Annotated in this window: 18 protein-coding genes; 12 read left to right on the top strand and 6 right to left on the bottom strand. The window is 62.2% G+C overall.

Annotated features, from left to right (window positions below):
* Window positions 1-12 precede the first annotated feature (12 nt).
* Window positions 13-1,317 carry an MFS transporter gene (locus VUN82_08270; protein ID XAS73816.1) on the top strand — a complete coding sequence of 435 codons (1,305 nt, stop codon included), beginning with the start codon at window positions 13-15 and terminating at the stop codon, window positions 1,315-1,317.
* 123 nt (window positions 1,318-1,440) lie between these two features.
* Here VUN82_08270 and VUN82_08275 read toward each other — a convergent pair whose 3' ends face one another.
* Entirely contained in the window at window positions 1,441-1,845 is a 405-nt protein-coding gene (locus tag VUN82_08275; protein ID XAS73817.1) for a DUF1844 domain-containing protein, read from the bottom strand.
* A 382-nt stretch (window positions 1,846-2,227) separates the two neighbouring features.
* Between VUN82_08275 and infC the strand changes: the two genes are divergently transcribed.
* The 5 genes from infC to VUN82_08300 all read left to right on the top strand — a co-directional run bounded on the left by infC (window position 2,228) and on the right by VUN82_08300 (window position 6,362).
* Window positions 2,228-3,292, top strand: coding sequence for a translation initiation factor IF-3 (gene infC, locus VUN82_08280; GenBank protein ID XAS73818.1), 1,065 nt, complete (start codon window positions 2,228-2,230; stop codon window positions 3,290-3,292).
* A gap of 119 nt (window positions 3,293-3,411) precedes the next feature.
* Entirely contained in the window at window positions 3,412-3,606 is a 195-nt protein-coding gene (rpmI, locus tag VUN82_08285; protein ID XAS73819.1) for a 50S ribosomal protein L35, read from the top strand.
* 119 nt (window positions 3,607-3,725) lie between these two features.
* Window positions 3,726-4,406, top strand: coding sequence for a 50S ribosomal protein L20 (rplT, locus tag VUN82_08290; GenBank protein XAS73820.1), 681 nt, complete (start codon window positions 3,726-3,728; stop codon window positions 4,404-4,406).
* 26 nt (window positions 4,407-4,432) lie between these two features.
* On the top strand, window positions 4,433-5,353 hold the full coding sequence (locus VUN82_08295) for an RNA methyltransferase (protein ID XAS73821.1): 921 nt from the start codon (window positions 4,433-4,435) through the stop codon (window positions 5,351-5,353).
* Window positions 5,354-5,444: 91 nt separating this feature from the next.
* Window positions 5,445-6,362 carry a cation diffusion facilitator family transporter gene (locus VUN82_08300; protein ID XAS73822.1) on the top strand — a complete coding sequence of 306 codons (918 nt, stop codon included), beginning with the start codon at window positions 5,445-5,447 and terminating at the stop codon, window positions 6,360-6,362.
* A 105-nt stretch (window positions 6,363-6,467) separates the two neighbouring features.
* Here VUN82_08300 and VUN82_08305 read toward each other — a convergent pair whose 3' ends face one another.
* A complete protein-coding gene (locus VUN82_08305; GenBank protein XAS73823.1) occupies window positions 6,468-7,679 on the bottom strand; it encodes an MFS transporter in 1,212 nt (403 codons plus the stop codon).
* A gap of 132 nt (window positions 7,680-7,811) precedes the next feature.
* Here VUN82_08305 and VUN82_08310 point away from each other — a divergent pair, with 132 nt between their 5' ends.
* Window positions 7,812-8,246, top strand: coding sequence for a (deoxy)nucleoside triphosphate pyrophosphohydrolase (locus VUN82_08310; protein XAS73824.1), 435 nt, complete (start codon window positions 7,812-7,814; stop codon window positions 8,244-8,246).
* Window positions 8,247-8,250: 4 nt separating this feature from the next.
* On the opposite strand, the gene VUN82_08315 is transcribed toward VUN82_08310, so the two are convergent.
* Entirely contained in the window at window positions 8,251-9,345 is a 1,095-nt protein-coding gene (locus tag VUN82_08315; protein XAS73825.1) for an Rv2578c family radical SAM protein, read from the bottom strand.
* A 77-nt stretch (window positions 9,346-9,422) separates the two neighbouring features.
* On the opposite strand from VUN82_08315, the gene pcp reads away from it, so the two are divergent.
* Entirely contained in the window at window positions 9,423-10,070 is a 648-nt protein-coding gene (gene pcp / locus VUN82_08320; protein ID XAS73826.1) for a pyroglutamyl-peptidase I, read from the top strand.
* On the opposite strand, the gene VUN82_08325 is transcribed toward pcp, so the two are convergent.
* Together VUN82_08325 and VUN82_08330 are read right to left on the bottom strand one after the other, a co-directional pair.
* A complete protein-coding gene (locus tag VUN82_08325) occupies window positions 10,039-10,671 on the bottom strand; it encodes an SIMPL domain-containing protein (protein XAS73827.1) in 633 nt (210 codons plus the stop codon). The genes pcp and VUN82_08325 overlap by 32 nt on opposite strands.
* Window positions 10,668-11,105, bottom strand: coding sequence for a hypothetical protein (locus VUN82_08330; GenBank protein XAS73828.1), 438 nt, complete (start codon window positions 11,103-11,105; stop codon window positions 10,668-10,670). The genes VUN82_08325 and VUN82_08330 overlap by 4 nt, the downstream gene beginning before the upstream one ends.
* A gap of 163 nt (window positions 11,106-11,268) precedes the next feature.
* Between VUN82_08330 and pheS the strand changes: the two genes are divergently transcribed.
* The 4 genes from pheS (at window position 11,269) to VUN82_08350 (ending at window position 16,723) form a co-directional block, all read left to right on the top strand.
* Window positions 11,269-12,330, top strand: coding sequence for a phenylalanine--tRNA ligase subunit alpha (gene pheS / locus VUN82_08335; protein XAS73829.1), 1,062 nt, complete (start codon window positions 11,269-11,271; stop codon window positions 12,328-12,330).
* Between the two features lie 2 nt (window positions 12,331-12,332).
* A complete protein-coding gene (gene pheT, locus VUN82_08340; protein XAS73830.1) occupies window positions 12,333-14,876 on the top strand; it encodes a phenylalanine--tRNA ligase subunit beta in 2,544 nt (847 codons plus the stop codon).
* Between the two features lie 203 nt (window positions 14,877-15,079).
* Complete coding sequence (locus tag VUN82_08345) at window positions 15,080-16,051, top strand: aldo/keto reductase (GenBank protein XAS73831.1); 972 nt, start codon at window positions 15,080-15,082, stop codon at window positions 16,049-16,051.
* 18 nt (window positions 16,052-16,069) lie between these two features.
* Window positions 16,070-16,723, top strand: coding sequence for a 4'-phosphopantetheinyl transferase superfamily protein (locus tag VUN82_08350; GenBank protein XAS73832.1), 654 nt, complete (start codon window positions 16,070-16,072; stop codon window positions 16,721-16,723).
* On the opposite strand, the gene VUN82_08355 is transcribed toward VUN82_08350, so the two are convergent.
* Window positions 16,720-18,063, bottom strand: a complete 1,344-nt coding sequence (locus VUN82_08355) for a M1 family metallopeptidase (GenBank protein XAS73833.1) — start codon at window positions 18,061-18,063, stop codon at window positions 16,720-16,722. The genes VUN82_08350 and VUN82_08355 overlap by 4 nt on opposite strands.

Raw genomic sequence — 18,063 nt, forward strand, 5'->3', positions numbered from 1 at the left:
AGGAATTAGTCCGTGAACTTCGCTCTCTACAAAGAGATGCTGTCTATCCGCCCTGTCCGGCGGCTCCTGCTGGTGGGCATGATCGCCCGCATCCCACATTCGGCGGCTGGCGTGCTCCTGACGTTGCACATTGTCCTGACGCTGGGGGAAGGTTATGCCGCCGCGGGCGCCGCTGCCGCCGTCATGACCATTGGCATTGCCTTGGGGGCGCCTTGGCGTGGTCGGCGCGTGGACATGGTGGGCCTGCGGAAGGCCCTGATCCCATCCGTCATCTCGGAAACAGTGATTTGGTCCATTGTTCCGCACGTCCCGTACGCCTGGTTGCTTCCCTTGGTCTTCGTGGGGGGCTTGTTCACGTTGCCGATCTTCAGCGTCGTCCGTCAATCGCTGGGTGTCATGGTGGACGGGGACCAGCGACGCTCGGCGTTTGCGCTGGATTCCATCGCCACTGAGCTCGTGTTCATGATCGGCCCGGCTGTTGGTGCGATCGTCGCCACGAGCGGCTTCTCGGCAGTGGGACTCACCGCAGTGGGAATCTCTGTCTCCGTGGCTGGCCTGTTTTTGATCTGGTTCAACCCTCCCACCCGCAGCGATCCCAACTGCACTCCGGAGGAATCTGCGGCACGGGCCGCCGCCGACCTTGCCGCTGCCGAGGCGGCCATGGTGGCCTCCGCACCAGGTCACGTGCAGGAGGCGGCGTCTGAAATGGCGCCGGCGGCCGTGTCCCGCACAGCCGGCCTTCGGAATCGCGTGGCCCGCAATTTCACCTGGTTTACAGTTTCCGTTGCGGCCCTTTTCGCCGTAGCTGCGGGATCGGGGATGGTACTTAGCGGCTCCGACGTCAGCATCGTTGGCCTGTTGGAGCGCGGCGGTCACCAGAACGAGATCGGCATCGTCTTTTTCTTCTGGTGTGCGGCATCGGTTGTGGGTGGGCTCATTTACGGAGCCATGAACCGTTCGGTCTCTCCCATGCTGCTGTTGTTGGGCATGGCCGCGCTCACCATCCCGATGGGTTTCGCACACGACACCTGGACGCTTGCACTGCTCTCGATTCTCCCGGGCCTTCTTTGCGCTCCGGTGTTGTCGGCGTCCTCGGAGAAGGTGGCGGACCTCGTAGATGAGGAACGCCGCGGCGAGGCCATGGGCTGGTACGGATCCGCGCTAACGGCTGGCATCGCCTTCGGGGCGCCCCTTGCCGGGATATTTATTGACACTGTGGGGCCGTCCGGAGGTTTTGCCTCCGTCGGAACCGCAGGAGTCGTACTCTGCATCGCCGGCTTCGCCCTCATGTCCAGGCGGCGCCGGGCCCGGGTGTAGCTCCAACGTCGGTAAGTCTTCAGTGATCCCAGCGTTGACGACGATGGCGGCATTAACGACGACGGCGGCCCAGACCACATGTGGTCGGGGCCGCCGTCGTATGTATTTTGGGGCAGTTCCTGGCTAGTTCACCGGTCCGGTGAACTTCTCACCAGGGCCCTTGCCTGGTGCGTCAGGGATAAGGGAAGCTTCGCGGAAAGCCAGCTGGAGGGAGCGCAGTCCATCACGCAAAGGCCCGGCATGCTGGGAACCGATTTCGGGGGCAGCTGCCGTTACGAGGCCAGCCAATGCAGTGATGAGCTTGCGGGCCTCGTCAAGGTCTTTGAGGTCTTCAGCGTTGGGGTCATCGGCAAGGCCGACCTTCACAGCGGCGGCGCTCATCAGGTGGACCGCGCCGGTGGTGATGACTTCTACTGCCGCAACTTCCGCGATGTCACGGATCTGTTGGGAAACCCCGGCATCGGCGGCGGGGGCTGTGGCTGTGTCCTCGGAGTAGGAGTTGCGCGAATTGCTGTCTTCAGTGCTCATACTGGTAAGCTTGTCACAGACCGACTGGAAGTCGTTATTCGCATTAAATGCTCCCGCCACGTGCAGTGTGCGCTTGGCGGGTTATTTCTGTAGAATTGATTTTCAGTTTGCAAGCGGAGTTCTCTCCCACCCGCGTCAGCCGTTTTCCCTTCGGGGAACAGGATTCCTTCACGGAACAAGAGGTTGCCGGGTACTGGTCGGACGCTCAGAGGCCCAGCCTCCGGAGTGCGTGCTTCTTCACAAGGGAGCACACCCGATCCTTGAGGCCTTCGATTGCACCAGCAATTGGAGGCCTTCTCTATTTGCCGGTGAAACTCACCACAACCACAGGAGCTTTAACATTAGCGAGCCAAGAATCAATGAGCGTATCCGCGTCCCCGAGGTGCGGCTGGTCGGCCCTGCCGGCGAACAGGTAGGAATCGTCCGCATCGAGGACGCCCTGCGTCTTGCTGCCGAATCCGATCTCGATCTCGTTGAAGTTGCCCCGCAGGCTAAGCCTCCTGTTTGCAAGTTGATGGACTTCGGCAAGTACAAGTACGAAGCTGCCGTGAAGGCGCGTGAGGCCCGCAAGAACCAGACCAACACGGTTCTGAAGGAAATCCGTTTCCGCCTCAAGATCGACAAGCACGACTACGAAACCAAGCGCGGACATGCACTTCGCTTCCTCGGCGCTGGTGACAAGGTCAAGGCAATGATCCAGTTCCGTGGCCGCGAACAGCAGCGTCCGGAGATGGGCATCCGCCTGCTTCAGAAGTTTGCTGAAGACGTCGCCGAGGTTGGCATTGTTGAGTCCAGCCCACGCATCGATGGCCGCAACATGGTCATGGTGATCGGTCCGCTGAAGAACAAGGCAGAAGCCAAGGCTGAAGCCCGGCGTGCAGCCCAGCGTGCCGAAGCCAAGGCGCAGAACGAGGCCAAGGCCTCCGGACGCGTGGACACCACGGGTGACCAGGCTCCGCTGACGCAGACCCTGGGCGACCTTCTTCCGGCAGGCCTGCTTGCTTCCGAAGAAGAGCCCACGCAGGAAACTGTGGAGGCTTCCGAGGCTGAAACACCCGTTGCCGAAGAGGCTCCGGTTGTTGAGGAAGCTCCGGTAGTCGAAGAGGCACCGGTTGTTGAGGAAGCTCCGGTAGTCGAAGAGGCGCCGGTTGTTGAGGAAGCTCCGGTAGTCGAAGCGTCACCGGTAGCTGAAGCGGCTCCGGTAGTCGAAGAAGCACCCGTGGTTGAGAAAGCCCCGGCTGTGAAGGCTGCACCGGCGGAGAAAGCACCGGCCCCCAAGGCAGCCCCCGCACCGGCAGCTCCGAGGCCAGCTGTTCCGGCTGCTGCCCCGAAGCCTGCAGTTCCCTCGGCTCCGAAGCCCGTCGCCAAGCCGGCAGCTCCCAAGCCGGCAGCTCGGCCCGCAGCCCCCAAGGCTGCGCCGAAGCCTGCATCACGCAAGACCAACTAGTTCAACGCCGCGGAGGCTCTGGCCTCCAACGGCAAGCAACCAGCACGCCGGCCCTTGTAGGCCGGCTGCACGAAAGAACTGCGGACTTTGTCCGTGGACACGTAAGGAGATCGGTTCCCATGCCGAAGATGAAGACCCACAGCGGTGCTAAGAAGCGCTTCAAGCTGACCGGCACCGGCAAGCTGAAGCGTCAGCAGGCCAACCGCCGCCACTACCTGGAGCACAAGTCCTCCACGCTGACCCGTCGCCTCGCCGGCGACAAGATCGTCTTCAAGGGCGATGCCAAGGTCATCAAGAAGATGCTCGGCGTCTAAGTTCCAAGTTCTTTGGTTGCTGCCATCCGGTAGCGACCGACTACACCAAAAGCCTTCTCAGGCCGGCCGGATTTCCGGCAGTAGCAGCTTGGGATAAAGATTTCTGAAGGAGTACGCACGTGGCACGTGTGAAGCGGGCGGTAAACGCCCACAAGAAGCGCCGGGTTATCCTCGAACGCGCCAAGGGTTACCGCGGTCAGCGTTCGCGCCTGTACCGCAAGGCCAAAGAGCAGCTGCTGCACTCGTTTGTGTACAGCTACGGCGACCGCCGCAAGAAGAAGGGCGACTTCCGTCGCCTCTGGATCCAGCGCATCAACGCTGCATCCCGCGCCAACGGCCTCACCTACAACCGCCTGATCCAGGGCCTGAAGGCTGCTGAGGTTGAGGTTGACCGCCGCATGCTGGCCGAACTGGCTGTTTCGGACGCCAACGCATTCGCCGCACTGGTGAACATTGCCAAGGCTGCCCTCCCGGCCGACACGTCTGCTCCGGCTGCCAAGGCCGAGGTTGCCGCACCGAAGGCTGCCAAGGTTGCTCCGGCTGCTGCTACCGCAACGGCTGTCAAGGCTTCTGTCTCCGAGAAGCCGGCCATCGATGGCGCTATTGCTGCCGTTGAGGGCGAAGGTGCTCCTGAAGGCCACGCCATCAAGGGCAACGCCGAGTCCAAGAAGTACCACGTACCGGGTTCCACTTGGTACGAGAACACTGCTGCTGAATACTGGTTCTCCACGGTAGAGGCTGCAAAGGCTGCTGGCTTCGAGCCGGCCGGCGGCGAAGCCCGCCAGCAGATCAAGAACTAGTTGCAACTGCCACTAAAGTTCTTTATATGAACCAAACCGGGCGCCCGCAAGACTTTCCGATGACCAACCCCCGAGCAGATCGGGTGAGGGACGTCGCCAAGCTTGCCGGGCGCCCGGCCCGTTTAAAGCGCGGCCGTTTCCTGGCTGAGGGTCCACAGGCGGTTCGCGAGGCTTTGACGCTTCACCGGGAGCGCACAGCGGCTGGCGGTGCCGCCGTCGTGCATGAAGTCTTTGCGAGCGAAGCATGCCTTGAGCGGCTCCCGGAACTCGCGGACCTTGCAGTAGGAACACAGCTTCGGCTGGCCAGCGACGAAGTCCTTGCAGCCATGGCGGACACCGTCAACCCGCAGGGCATTGTTGCCGTATGTAGTTTTGTGGATGTCAGCCTCGAATCAGTGCTCGACGCCGGTCCTCGCCTTATTGCGGTGATGTGCCAGGTACGGGACCCCGGCAACGCGGGCACTGTCTTACGTGCGGCCGACGCTGCAGGTGCCGACGCTGTGATCCTGACGGGCTCCAGCGTGGACATCTACAACCCCAAGGCGGTACGGTCCACGGCCGGTTCGTTGTTCCACCTGCCTGTGGTCCTGGGGGCTGATGTTGAAGATCTCGTCGCGCGCTGCCGGGCACAGGGGATAGGAGTCCTGGCTGCCGACGGCTATGGGACAGTAAACCTGGACCAGCTCCAGGACGAGAATGCTGCCCGGAGGCTCGGAAATGACTCCGTTGCCTCGGATTATGCCCTTGAGGCACCCACAGCCTGGTTGTTCGGGAACGAAGCGCAAGGGCTCTCCGATGCTGAACTGGCACTCGCGGATCACCGCGTAGCCGTTCCTGTTTATGGCGCTGCCGAGAGCTTGAATCTGGGTACAGCGGCCACCGTTTGCCTCTATGCAAGCGCCCGTTCGCAGCAGGGCGCCCGGGTCGGGAATGCAGAAATAGCCTGACGCCCGGTACGGTATTTCTTGCAAGATAAGACGATGACGACTCTTCTTGGCACAATCCATACTTTCCCAAAACCGAAGAGGTGAAGCTTTCGTGGCTGCAAGTGGCGGTACCAAAGCGATCGTGGCGGCCCTCGCCGCGAACCTGACCATCGCTGTCCTGAAGTTCGTTGCATTCGTCCTGACACTGTCATCATCCATGCTCGCCGAGGCCATCCACTCGGTGGCCGACTCCGGCAACCAGATCCTTCTCCTGGTAGGAGGCAAGCGCGCACAGCGTGCCGCAAGCCCCGAGCACCCCTTCGGCTACGGACGCGAGCGGTACATCTACGCGTTCATCGTCTCCATCGTCTTGTTCAGCGTGGGTGGCCTCTTTGCCCTGTACGAAGCGTGGGAGAAGTTTCAGCACCCGCATGGCATCGAAGGCGACTTCTGGTGGGTGCCGTTGGCCGTCCTGGTTGGTGCCATCGTTGCCGAGTCGTTCTCCTTCCGAACCGCCATTGTGGAATCGAACCATATCCGTGGCAAGCAGACGTGGGCCAAGTTCATCCGCAACGCCAAGCAGCCCGAGCTGCCGGTCATCCTTCTGGAAGACTTTGGCGCCTTGCTGGGCTTGGCGTTCGCGCTCTTCGGCGTCAGTATGACCCTCGTCACCGGCGATGGCGTCTGGGACGCCTTCGGTACGGCCATGATCGGCCTGCTGCTGGTCGCCATTGCTGTCATCCTTGCGGTCGAGACCAAATCGCTTCTGTTGGGTGAGTCGGCTACCAAAGACGACGTCGCACGAATCACCGAGGCCCTGCAGGCGGATGGCACCAGGATCATCCATCTCAAGACGATGCACCTGGGGCCGGAAGAACTGCTGGTTGCTGCCAAGATCACCATGGGTGCCGCCGATACCGGTCAGGCAATTGCCCGGGTGATTGACGACGCCGAGCAACGGATCCGGGCGGCCGTTCCGATTGCGCGGGTCATCTACCTTGAACCGGATGTTGAGCGCGTCCAGGCGTAGTCAGGTCAGCATTAACCCAAGGTGGGCTCCGCTATTTGAACTGGTCAAATAGCGGAGCCCACCTTTTTGTTGCAGCATCCAGAAGTTAGATCACGCTCTATCGATTTATGAGGTAGCCAGCGGCTTCCTGCGTTCCAGCAGCCCGCTGATGATGGCAACTCCCAGACCGAGGATGGCGAGGACCGCACCCACGAGGGCCGGAGCCACGTAGCCCCAGCCCCAAGCGATCACGGTCCCGCCGAGGAAGGCGCCCAGAGCGTTGGCAATGTTCAGGGCGGAGTGGTTCAGCGATGAAGCGAGCGAGGCAGCGCCCGGGGCGGCATCCAGGAGACGGGTCTGCAACGCTGGCGTGAGCATGGAGCCTATGCCGCCAACGACGAAGGCCATGATGAATGCGGACCAAGCCCAGTGCGCTGCGACTGCGTAAACGACCAATGCTGCGGCGATGCCCGGCATGACCCAATAGATGGTGCCCATGACGGACTTATCCGCAATGCGGCCGCCAATCATGTTCCCCGCAACCATCCCCAGCCCGTATAACGCCACCACTGCCGGAATGAGGCTTTCTGGTATGCCTGCCACGCCCGTCATGGTGTGCGCGATGTAGGTGTAGACGGCGAAGAACCCACCAAAGCCTATGATGCCGATCAGCAAAGCAAGCCATACCTGAAGCCGCTTGAGGGCGCCGAGTTCGCGTCGAATACTCGCCTCGGGGTGCGCTGCTTCGAAGGGGACGAATTTCCACACCATGAACACAGTAAGCAAGCCAATGGCCCCAACGATGATGAAGAGAAGCCGCCAGCCGAAGGTCTGCCCCACCCAGGTAGCCAGAGGCACCCCGATGACGTTGGAGACGGTGAGGCCTGCCATCACCATGGAGATGGCCCAGCCCCGTTTGGTGGGTGCCACCAAGCCCGCAGCGATGACAGCAGCCACACCGAAGAACGCGCCGTGGGGCAGACCGGACCCGAAACGCGAAAGCAGCATGAAACCGTAGTCGGGAGCAATGAAAGAGGTCAGGTTGGCGATGGAAAGGAACAGCATCAGCCCCAGTGCCAGGTGCTTCCTGGGAAGTTTGGCTCCGAAGGCAGCGAAGATGGGCGCTCCAATGACAACGCCCAAGGCATAGGCGGAGATGAGGTTGCCAGCCTCGGGAGTGCTGATGCCCAGTCCTTCCTCAATTTCCTTGAGAAGACCCATCATGGCGAACTCGGTGGTGCCGATGGCGAACCCTCCCATGGCCAGCGCCAGGATGGCCAAGCCTAGGTGGCGCCTTGCTGCTTTGGCGACGGCCGGTGGGGACACAGTGATAGTCATGAGCCTGCTTCGTGAGGTGCCTTGAGGGCTGGGAAAAGGTGGAGAAAATCCGATAACAAGCTTAGTCCCGTGACCGTGACTTGACGTCGCTATGTGACGATCCCCATGATTCCCAGCACATAGACTGGTTCAGTGATTGGACTGGTAAACGTGGTGGGCGCCGCCGTCGTCGACTCCTTGGACGCCCCGGCCCGACTCCTTGTAGCGCGTCGCACTGCGCCGCCGCAGTTCGCCGGAATGTGGGAATTTCCCGGCGGCAAAGTAGAGGAGGGTGAGTCGGCCGAAGCAGCCCTTCATCGGGAGCTCGCGGAGGAGCTGGGAGTTACAGTTCGTCTCGGTGCGGAGCTGGAGTCCGGTGAGGCCGCGGGGTGGCCCCTCAATGAGCGCGCGGCCATGCGCGTGTGGTTGGCGGAACTCGCTGAAGGCACACCCCGTGCCCTGGAGGATCACGACGAATTGCGCTGGGTATCACTGGTTGATGAGGAAGAAGCTCTTAGCCTTGCCTGGATCCCGGCGGACTTCCCAATAGTCCGGGCATTACTGGAACGCGTGACTGCACGCGCCTAGCTGCCTAGAAAAGTGGCTCCTGCCCTGGCAACGGCGTCCCAAGGGCACTATCCGTGACCGAGGCGGCAGTGGTGGCTGGCCGGGCATTACGGTGGCTGAAGCCTTGTGTTCCAGTAAAGCAATGCTTGGCTTTGAAGTGATTGATCCTGGCCGACAACCAGGAGCGGTACTCTTTTGACGCATAAGATCCCTGCCCGTACAGGTGACGGTATCGTCCTACAAGTTCGGGATGGTGGGCGGCGAGCCACTTCATGTACCACTCACGTGTACCGGGCTTGAGGTAGAGGGCTCCTGCAGTGACGCCCGTGGCGCCTGCCTTGGAAAGTTCCGAGAATAAGGACTCAAGGGCTTCGTCTGAATCCGTGAGCCAAGGCAGGATGGGCATGGCCATGACTCCGCAACCCAGACCTGCCTCACGTAGCCGCGCAATGAGCTTGAGGCGGGCTCTCGGCGAGGGGGTGCCGGGCTCGACAATCTCGGCAAGGTCCTCGTTGGTCATGGCCAGTGAGATGCCCAGGTCCACTGGGACCTGGGTAGCCGCATGCTTGAGCAGGGGAATATCCCGGGCAAGCAACGTGCCTTTGGTCAGGATCGAAAACGGTGTGCCGGAATCGGCAAGGGCCCGGATGATCCCCGGCATCAGCGCGTATCGGCCTTCGGCGCGCTGGTAGGGGTCTGTGTTGGTTCCGAGGGCAACCTGGTGCCGTTCCCATGAGGGTTTGGCCAGTTCCTTCCGAAGGACCTCTGCCGCATTGATCTTCACTACCACCTGGGAGTCGAAGTCGCGTCCGGCGTCGAACTCCAGGTAGGTGTGCGTCTTCCGGGCGAAGCAATAGACGCAGGCATGGCTGCAGCCCCTGTAGGGATTCACTGTCCACTCGAAAGGCATGTTGGAACCGGAAGGCACCTTGTTGAGCACTGACTTTGCGGTGACCTCATGGAAGGTGACTCCGGAGAATTCGGGTGTTGAGATGGAACGCACAAGCCCGGCCAGCGGCAGCAGGGCGTCCATGGCCGGGGCAGGGCCAGGTGCCATACTGTCAAGGCTTTCGGACGCCGATCCATGCGTTGGCGAAAGTGCTTGTGCGTCCCATCTCATGCACTCCATTCGAATGTATGTTCGAACGAATGTCAAGGACTACGAATGCCGATTCCGGACATTGCTAAGGTTGGCCCATGATTCTGCTGACTGGCTTCGAACCGTTTGGCGAAGAGAACGTCAACCCTTCCTGGCAGGCTGTCCTGCTCGCTCGCGACATCCTTCGTTCGGAGGGGCACACGGTGGAAGCTCTAGAGCTGCCCTGCGTGTTCGGTGAAGCGGCGACAGTCCTGCTGGCCGCCGTCGAAACCCTGACGCCGGACGTCGTGGTGTGCGCTGGATTGGCGGGAGGGCGGGAAAGGGTCTCCCTGGAGCGTGTAGCCATCAATTGCGATGACGCCCGCATCCCGGATAACAAGGGCAAGCGGCCCATCGACGAGGATGTGGTTCCTGGCGGCCCGGCGGCTTACTTCTCGACGCTGCCGATCAAAGCCGCCCTTCGGAACTTGCAGATCGAAGGCATCAAGGGTGAGATCTCGCAGTCTGCAGGAACCTACGTCTGCAACCACGTGTTCTATGCGCTGATGCATGCCCTCGCAAGTAAGGACGGCGTTCAGGGAGGATTTGTCCATCTTCCCTATCTTCCGGAGCAGGTGCCCGAGGGGAACCCGACGCCGTCGATGCCGCTGGAGGCCATGGCCGCTGGTATCGCAGTGGTGGTGCGGACGGCGCTCCAAGTGCCATTGGATGGACCTAGGGTTTCAAAAGTTCCCATTCCACAGTGACGCTTGCCGCTACGGACGACTCGCCGGCCTGGATGGGAAGTGCTTCAGCAGCGGAGGCCCTAACGAGTCCACCCATCGGAATGGGGGAGCCGGGCATAGGTTGCTGGGAAATCGAAACCACGGAGCCCAGCCGGGCGGACGCTAAGGACGCGTACTGTTCAGCCCGCTGAAGCGCGTCCTGCCATGCCGCTTCCTGCGCCTGTTTAGTAACCGGGGATATATCTCCAAAACCCTGCTCTATGCCGTTGATCCGGATGTCGTCCCCACCGGCGGCCACCGCGGCAGCGATGGTGGCCGGAGCTTGGGCATGTGAGCGGATGCTGACGCGAACATTGGTGGTCGCCACATAGGCAGCGACCCTCTGTCCTTGTCCCTCTACCCACACGAGGTCTGCCCGAAGGTTTAAGCCGCTGGTGCGCATATCGGCGTCCTGCAGGCCAGCCGCCCGCAAACTGGCGACGACGGCGGCGGCTGCCTGGCCGGCGTCGTCGTATGCCTTGGACGCAGTCTCCCGTCGCGTCTCCACGCCCAGAGTCAGTGTCACCAGGTCCGGAACTGCCTTGGCGCTCGCCGTTCCGGTGACGGTTATGGTGCGCTTCATGCTTCGGCCTCGATTCGCTGGTCAATCTCGATTCGCTGGTCAATGTAGCCGCCCGCTGCGAGTCCAGCCTGCCGTTCAAAGAAATTCCTCGACGCCGGATTGCCCGCACGCAGCATGGACCAGCCAGCGGCGACACCGTAGAAAACGAGGAACGGCAACCCCAGACAGTAGGCGTACTGAGTGCTGTGCCGTTCCTCGTGGGCAAGGAGCAGCTCATTGCGTCCTGCCACGCCGTGGGCTGCACGGTAGAGGATGACGTTCCCCACCGTAAACGCCCCGGCGTGTGGGAGCTTCCACGCATACCCTGCTGCTATCAGCAGTCCCCGGGGCCCACGCGAAATGCGCGATCGGGACGTCCGCGCGACCAACAGCCCCAGCGGTGTGGTCAGGTTCAGCATGTTGGCCACTTGCCGTAAGCGCTGCCCGGGAGTCATGAAGCCATGCTAGACCCGTGGCGTACACAAACCAGGGGTTAAATGGCGCCTGTGAGCTTCAACTAGACTGAAGGGTAGTGCCTGCCATCCGTGGTGAGCACTGCCCTTTCGTTTTGCAGGCCAGCCATGCCGGCCGCTCCCGACTCGTAGCTAAGAACAGTAGATGACTGACACTTTGCCAGGCGCTGCCATCCCGAATCCGCTGGATGAAGCCGCCATCAACGCCGCCGTTGAGGATGCGATCGCCGCGATTGCGGCTGCCTCCTCCCTCGAAGAACTCAAGGCTGTCCGCCTCGCCCACACCGGAGAGAAGTCGCCCCTGAGCCTGGCCAACCGTGAAATCGGTGGCCTCGCCAAGGAGCACAAGGCTGCCGCCGGAAAGCTCATGGGATCCTCGCGCGGCCGGGTCAACCAAGCGCTCGCAGCCCGGACCGAAGTCCTGGAAGCCGAGAACGACGCCCGGATCCTGGTGGAGGAAACCGTTGATGTCACGGCTGCTCCGCGTCGACGCCGGGCGGGAGCGCGTCATCCGCTGTCCACGCTGCAGGACCGTGTTTCGGACATCTTCGTCGGCATGGGCTGGGAAATTGCCGAAGGCCCAGAGGTCGAGTCCGAGTGGTTCAACTTTGACGCCCTGAACTTCAAGCCGGACCACCCGGCCCGTGAAATGCAGGATACGTTCTTCGTGGAGCCTCCCGAGGCACACCTGCTCATGCGCACGCACACCTCTCCGGTGCAGGTGCGTTCCATGCTGGAGCGCGAAGTTCCCATCTACGTGCTGTGCCCGGGCAAGGTGTTCCGCACGGATGAGCTCGATGCAACGCACACGCCTGTCTTCCACCAGTTCGAAGGCCTGGCGATCGATAAGAACCTGAGCATGGCCGATCTCCGTGGAACCTTGGAGCACTTCGCCCGCCAGATGTTTGGCGACGAAGCCTCCATTCGCCTGCGCCCGAACTACTTCCCGTTCACCGAGCCCTCTGCTGAGCTGGACATCTGGCACCCCGGTGCCAAGGGTGGTCCCCACTGGATCGAATGGGGTGGCTGCGGCATGGTCAATCCCAACGTCCTCCGGGCTGCCGGCATCGACCCGGACGTCTATTCAGGTTTTGCCTTCGGCATGGGCATCGAGCGCACGCTCATGTTCCGCAACGAGGTCGGCGATATGCGCGACATGATCGAGGGCGATGTACGTTTCAGCGAGCACTTCGGGATGGAGATCTAACAGTGCGTATCCCACTTTCCTGGCTGCGTGAATTTGCGCAGGTTCCGGCCGATGCTACGGCCGAAGATGTCATGGCGGACCTGGTCAAGGTCGGTTTCGAAGAAGAAGAAGTCCACCGTCCCACGGATGAACTCACGGGTCCCATCGTGGTTGGCCAGGTGCTGAGCCTGGTCAAGGAACCGCAATCCAATGGCAAGACCATCAACTGGTGTCAGGTCCGTGTTGTCCCTGAAGGGCAGGAACAGACCCTGACTGGCGAGGGAATCGATCCCTCCGGCGTGCAGGGCATCATTTGTGGTGCCCACAACTTCGTGGAAGGCGACAAAGTTGTTGTCACGCTTCCCGGAGCTGTGCTGCCCGGAAACTTCCAGATTTCGGCGCGGAAGACCTACGGTCACCTGTCCGCAGGCATGATCGCTTCCGTTCGCGAATTGGGTATCGGCGATGACCACGATGGAATCCTGGTCCTCTCACGGATCGGGCTGGATCCGGAAATCGGCACGGACGCGATGAAACTCCTTGGTCTCTATGACCAGGCTGCAGAAATCAACGTCACCCCGGACCGCGGCTACGCCTTCTCCATCCGTGGTGTGGCACGCGAGTACGCACACGCCACCGGAACATCCTTCGTTGACCCGGCCTCCAGGGTCAACGCTCCGGCCAGCCTCCAAGGCGGGTACGGCGTCAAGCTCAACGACGACGCCCCCATCTATGGCAAGCCGGGCTGTGACCGCTTCGTGGCACGCACAGTGCGTGGCGTGGACGCTTCCCGTCCCACCCCGCCGTGGATGTCCGCCCGTCTTCGTCTGGCCGGCGTCCGTTCCATCTCCCTTCCCGTTGATATCTCCAACTACGTCATGCTTGAGCTCGGTCAGCCGAACCACTGCTACGACCTCGACAAGCTTGCGGGCGACATCGTGGTCCGCCGTGCCGTGGCCGGGGAGAAGATCACCACTCTGGACGACAAAGAGCGCACGCTCGACGTCGAAGACCTGCTGATCACTGATGACTCCGGAGCCATCGGCATTGCCGGGGTCATGGGCGGTGCCCACACCGAGGTTTCGGATTCCACTACGAACATCCTGGTGGAAGCCGCGCACTTCGATGAAGTATCTATTGCCCGTTCGCGTCGTCGGCACAAGCTCCCGTCCGAGGCTTCCAAGCGTTTCGAACGTGGGGTTGACTGGCACGTTGCCAATATCGCTGCCCAGCGCGTCGTGGACCTCTTGGTTGAACTCGCTGGTGGCACCGCTGACGAGACCGGAACCGACGTCGGAACGGCCCCTGACGCCGTCACGATTGAACTGCCGGCAGAGTTCGCGGCCGCCCGTATCGGCATCGACTTCACGGAAGAGCAGATCACCACGTCCTTGGTGGATCTTGGTGCTGCGGTGGAAAAGACTGCCACCGGCTACCTGGTGACGGCTCCGAGCTGGCGCAACGACCTCGAAACCAAGGAAGACCTCTCCGAGGAAATTGCGCGTTTGGTGGGTTATGACAACATCCCGGCCACGCTGCCCGTGGCGCCTCCGGGCCGTGGCCTGAGCCGCAGCCAGCAGCAGAAGCGCCGCGTGGTGCAGGCACTGGCAGATGCCGGGCTGACGGAAGTCTTGTCCTATCCGTTCGTGGCCAAGGCAGCCAACGACACCTTCGGCGTGCCAACGGAAGGCGAAGAACGTCCGGCGTTGAAGCTGGCGAATCCCATCAGCGAGGAACACGGTTACCTCCGTACGTCCATCCTGCCAGGACTCATCGAGGTTGCCCGCCGCAACCACTCCCGCGGCTTCCGTGACCTGGCACTCTACGAGGCCGGCTCTGTCTTCCTCCCTGGCGAGAAGCTTGGTACTGAATCCATCCCGCCGCTGGGCATCAAGCCTTCCGATGAGGTACTGGATGCACTGTACGACGGCGTCCCGCACCAGCCGCTGCACATCGCCGCTGTCTTGACTGGCCACGATTCGCCTGCGGCCGCGACGCACACGCCGCGTGCGTGGGACTGGGCCGATGCTTTGGACGTAGCCCGGCTCATCGCGGATGTTCTCGGCGTTGAACTCGTAGTCAGCCAGGGAAGCCACCAGGCATTCCATCCCGGACGTGCCGCACAGTTCGCGCTGCGGTCAGGCGACGTGGTGGGCTACGCCGGTGAGCTGCACCCGAAGCTCCTGGCAGCCCACGACATGCCAGCACGTTCTGTGGCGGTTGAGGTCAACGTGGAGGCGCTCTTTGAAGCTGCTGCCGACGTCATTGTTGCCAAGCACATCTCCGGATTCCCAGTGGCCACCCAGGATGTGGCCCTGGTTGTTCCGCAGGACGTGCCGGCTGACCAGGTCCTTGCAGCATTGCGTGAAGGTGCGGGCGAACTCCTCGAGGACGTCGCATTGTTCGATGTCTACGTTGGACCCGGGATTGAGGAAGGCAAGAAATCCTTGGCCTTCGGCCTTCGCTTCCGTGCCGACGACCGCACTTTGACGGCTGACGAGGCCTCGGAGGCCCGCGCCGGAGCCGTGGCTGTTGCTTCGGAGCGCTTCGGAGCAGTCCAGCGCTAGGCCTCTCTCTGCGAAGAAATCCCCGGAACCTCCTGGTTCCGGGGATTTTTTTCAGTTGCCTCCCCACGCGGCGGTGCTGGCGTGCCGAAATATAACCAATTGGTTAGTGTTTAAACTCAGCCGCGGCTCGTAGCCGTCAGGGACGTCCTGAACGATCGCTCCACGTCCCAGCCGGACCGAACTCGCAGATAGGAATCCTCAGGATGAAGTACTCCGTTCTCGGCCCGACCGGCGTGCGTGTGTCGCGCATCTGCGTGGGCACCGCGACCTTCGGCGTAGCACCGAGCGCACACGAAGCTAATGGCGTGGTCGAAGCAGCCCTGGATCTGGGCATCAACTTCTTCGACACCGCAGACGTTTACGGCTCCACGCCAACATTCGACCGGCCTGGTGCCCCGCCTGCCTCGGAGCGGGCGTCGGCAGAGGAGATCCTTGGTCGCGCCCTCGCCGGTCATCGGGATGAGGTGGTGCTGGCCACGAAGTCGGGGGAGCGCCGCTTCGACCCGGATGCCGGTCTCTCGCGCCGGTACATCATCCAGCAGGTTGAGCAGAGCCTGCGCCGGTTGCGCACAGACCGCATTGACCTCTATTACGCCCATTTCCCTGATCCGAATACGCCGCTGGAACAGACACTTGCTGTCTACGACGACCTGATCCGCCAAGGAAAGCTGCGCTACGTCGCACTGTCCAACCACCCGGCCTGGCAGGTGGCCGAGGCCCTGTGGATCGCCGATGACCGTCGGCTGGTCTCTGCTCCCGTGGCTGCGCAGGTAATGTACAACCTCCTGGACCGCAGCGTCGAGCGGGAGCTGAGCGCTGCCTGCCTGCGGTTCGGGGTGTCGATCGTCCCCTACGCGCCGCTGCACGGCGGCCTGCTCGCCGATCTGAGTGTTCTGGATCGCGAAATTGCGGGGGACAAGCGCTATGGTGGACCCGGATATTCGGAGTCCGCAATCGCCGTTGCCCGCAAGCTCGACCGTCTGGCCAGGGAATGGGGGCTCGGAATGCAGCAGGTGTCATTGGCGTGGCTGCTCTCCCGTCCTGCCGTGGCCTCGGTGATCGTCGGGGCCGAGACCGTCGACGAACTCCGCGCCAACGCCTCGGCAGCGGACCTCGAGCTCACGCCGGAGCAGCTGGATGCGGTCTCAGCGCTTACTGACGGGTCCACGTCCTGATCGGAAGGAACGGCGATAGTGCAAAGCCCTGTGCTTGAGCTGCAGAAGCTCGCCGACGTTCCTGTTCCGGACTCTGCCGTTCAGGAGCTCGGGCCGGCTGCCATGGAACGCGCACAGCGGTTCGCCAGCACCAAGGCTCGGGAAGAATTCATCGCCGGCCGGGTTGCCCTGCACCGCTTCGCGGCTTCGCTCCTTGGGGTAAGCCCCAACCGGCTGAACCCCGACTATCACTGCCCTCAATGCGGTCAAGGAAAGGACCACGGCCGCCCGGGCTTCACGCTCGACGGCGTGCCCGCGCCTCTCGCGCTGAGCGCGTCCAAAGCGCAGGGCTGGGTGCTGCTGGCCGCCGTCGTGAATCCAACGCTTGGCCTCCGGCTGGGAGTGGACCTTGAAGCGACTGATCAAGCAGCGTTCGTGGGCTTTGACGATGTCGCCTTGACCGAAGGCGAGAAGCATTTCCTGGCGTCCATCCCGGATAATCAGCGAGCCGGGCAGCGTGCCCAGCTCTGGGCGCGCAAGGAGGCCTGGTTGAAGATGACCGGGGATGGCCTTCGAAGGAACCCGGCGGAGGTGGATGTGCTGGAGCGTCCGGGCTTGCGGGACCTGAACAGCAGCGGCGATGCGGGCATTGATCTGCCGGAAGGTTTCGTCGCCGCCTTGGCAGTGGGCTAAAGAGGCGACGCTAGTGGAGGAAGTGCCGCCTCGTAGAGCCATGGCCAAAGGACGCTCGCGGCATCAAACCCTGGAATGAAAGAATCGGCGGCATCGATGAATGCCGCCGTGGAAATGGATCCATGCCGGTTCCGCTCCGTCCAATGCTGCAGGAACCCGAAGAACGCTTCGTCCCCGGCTGCCAGTCGGACGGCGTGGACAGCAAGGGCGCCGCGCTTGTACACGCGGTCATCGAACATCAGCTCCGGACCGGGGTCGCCAACCAGCAGGTCCTGGGGCCCGGCGTCGAGCTTTTTCCAAGCGGCCAAGGCGCGGGCCGCGACTGGCATGGTTTCGGACTCCTCGGACCACAGCCACTCGGCGTAGCAAGCGAACCCCTCGTGGAGCCAGATGTCTTTCCAGTTGCTGGCAGTCAGGGAGTTACCGAACCACTGGTGAGACAACTCATGGGCGATCAGTCGTTGGGCCTCCCACGTGCCGCGCATGTGATTGCGGCCGAAAATGGAGACGGTCTGTGCCTCCAATGGGATTTCCAACTCATCCTCGGTGACGACCGAGGTGTAATCACTGAACGGATAGGGGCCGAAGCAGTCCTCAAACGTCTTCATCATGTCCGGCTGGCGTTGAAGCCCTTGGCGGGCGTCGCCAGCCATGTCCGCAGTGACCGCGGCGAACTGCGGGACCCGATGATGGGTGTCTGAAGGGTTGAGCGGGATCATGACGTAACGGCCGATCTGCAGTGTGGCGAGATATGTGGCCATGGGCTCGGAATGTTCGTAGACCCAGGTCTCACGGCTCGATTTTCGTGATCGGGATACTAGCTGGCCGTTGCACACCGGCCGGTAATTGTCATCCGTGGTCACTGAAATCCGGAACGAGGATTTGCTGCGGGGATGATCGTTGCAAGGAAACCATGACGCTGCGCCGTTGGGCTGGCCGGCCACCAGGACGCCGTCATTCAGTTCTTCCCAGCCAACCTCGCCCCACAAGCCTCGGCGCGGTTGCGGATTGCCCTCATAGCGGATCTCGAGGACGAACGGCTGACCCGCCTTCAAGGGCGACGCAGTGGTGACCACGAGGTGTTCGGCCCGCTGGCTGAACCTTTGGACCTTCCTGCCATCCACCTGGATTTTGGATGCCCGAAGGCCCACCAGATCCAGGACTATCTGGGCAGCAGGCTCCAAGGCAGTGCAGCGGAGGATCGCTTTTCCGATCAGCTTGTTACTGCCGAGCCTGACATCGAGATCCAACTCATACCGATCCACACGGTAGCTCGTGCTGCCGTGGTCCAGGGTATAGGGGTCAGCAGGGGTCACAAGTTTGGTGATCGGTTCCGTCAT

It is taken from the genome of Micrococcaceae bacterium Sec5.1 (assembly GCA_039636795.1).
Classification (GTDB): Bacteria; Actinomycetota; Actinomycetes; order Actinomycetales; family Micrococcaceae; genus Arthrobacter.

Excerpts from the sequence above, each read along its gene's own strand:
- VUN82_08275 (XAS73817.1), bottom strand. The coding sequence starts at position 1,845 with ATGAGCACTGAAGACAGCAATTCGCGCAACTCCTACTCCGAGGACACA.
- rpmI (XAS73819.1), top strand. The coding sequence starts at position 3,412 with ATGCCGAAGATGAAGACCCACAGCGGTGCTAAGAAGCGCTTCAAGCTG.
- VUN82_08295 (XAS73821.1), top strand. The coding sequence starts at position 4,433 with ATGAACCAAACCGGGCGCCCGCAAGACTTTCCGATGACCAACCCCCGA.
- VUN82_08305 (XAS73823.1), bottom strand. The coding sequence starts at position 7,679 with ATGACTATCACTGTGTCCCCACCGGCCGTCGCCAAAGCAGCAAGGCGC.
- VUN82_08315 (XAS73825.1), bottom strand. The coding sequence starts at position 9,345 with ATGAGATGGGACGCACAAGCACTTTCGCCAACGCATGGATCGGCGTCC.
- pcp (XAS73826.1), top strand. The coding sequence starts at position 9,423 with ATGATTCTGCTGACTGGCTTCGAACCGTTTGGCGAAGAGAACGTCAAC.
- VUN82_08325 (XAS73827.1), bottom strand. The coding sequence starts at position 10,671 with ATGAAGCGCACCATAACCGTCACCGGAACGGCGAGCGCCAAGGCAGTT.
- VUN82_08330 (XAS73828.1), bottom strand. The coding sequence starts at position 11,105 with ATGACTCCCGGGCAGCGCTTACGGCAAGTGGCCAACATGCTGAACCTG.
- pheS (XAS73829.1), top strand. The coding sequence starts at position 11,269 with ATGACTGACACTTTGCCAGGCGCTGCCATCCCGAATCCGCTGGATGAA.
- VUN82_08345 (XAS73831.1), top strand. The coding sequence starts at position 15,080 with ATGAAGTACTCCGTTCTCGGCCCGACCGGCGTGCGTGTGTCGCGCATC.
- VUN82_08355 (XAS73833.1), bottom strand. The coding sequence starts at position 18,063 with ATGACGGAACCGATCACCAAACTTGTGACCCCTGCTGACCCCTATACC.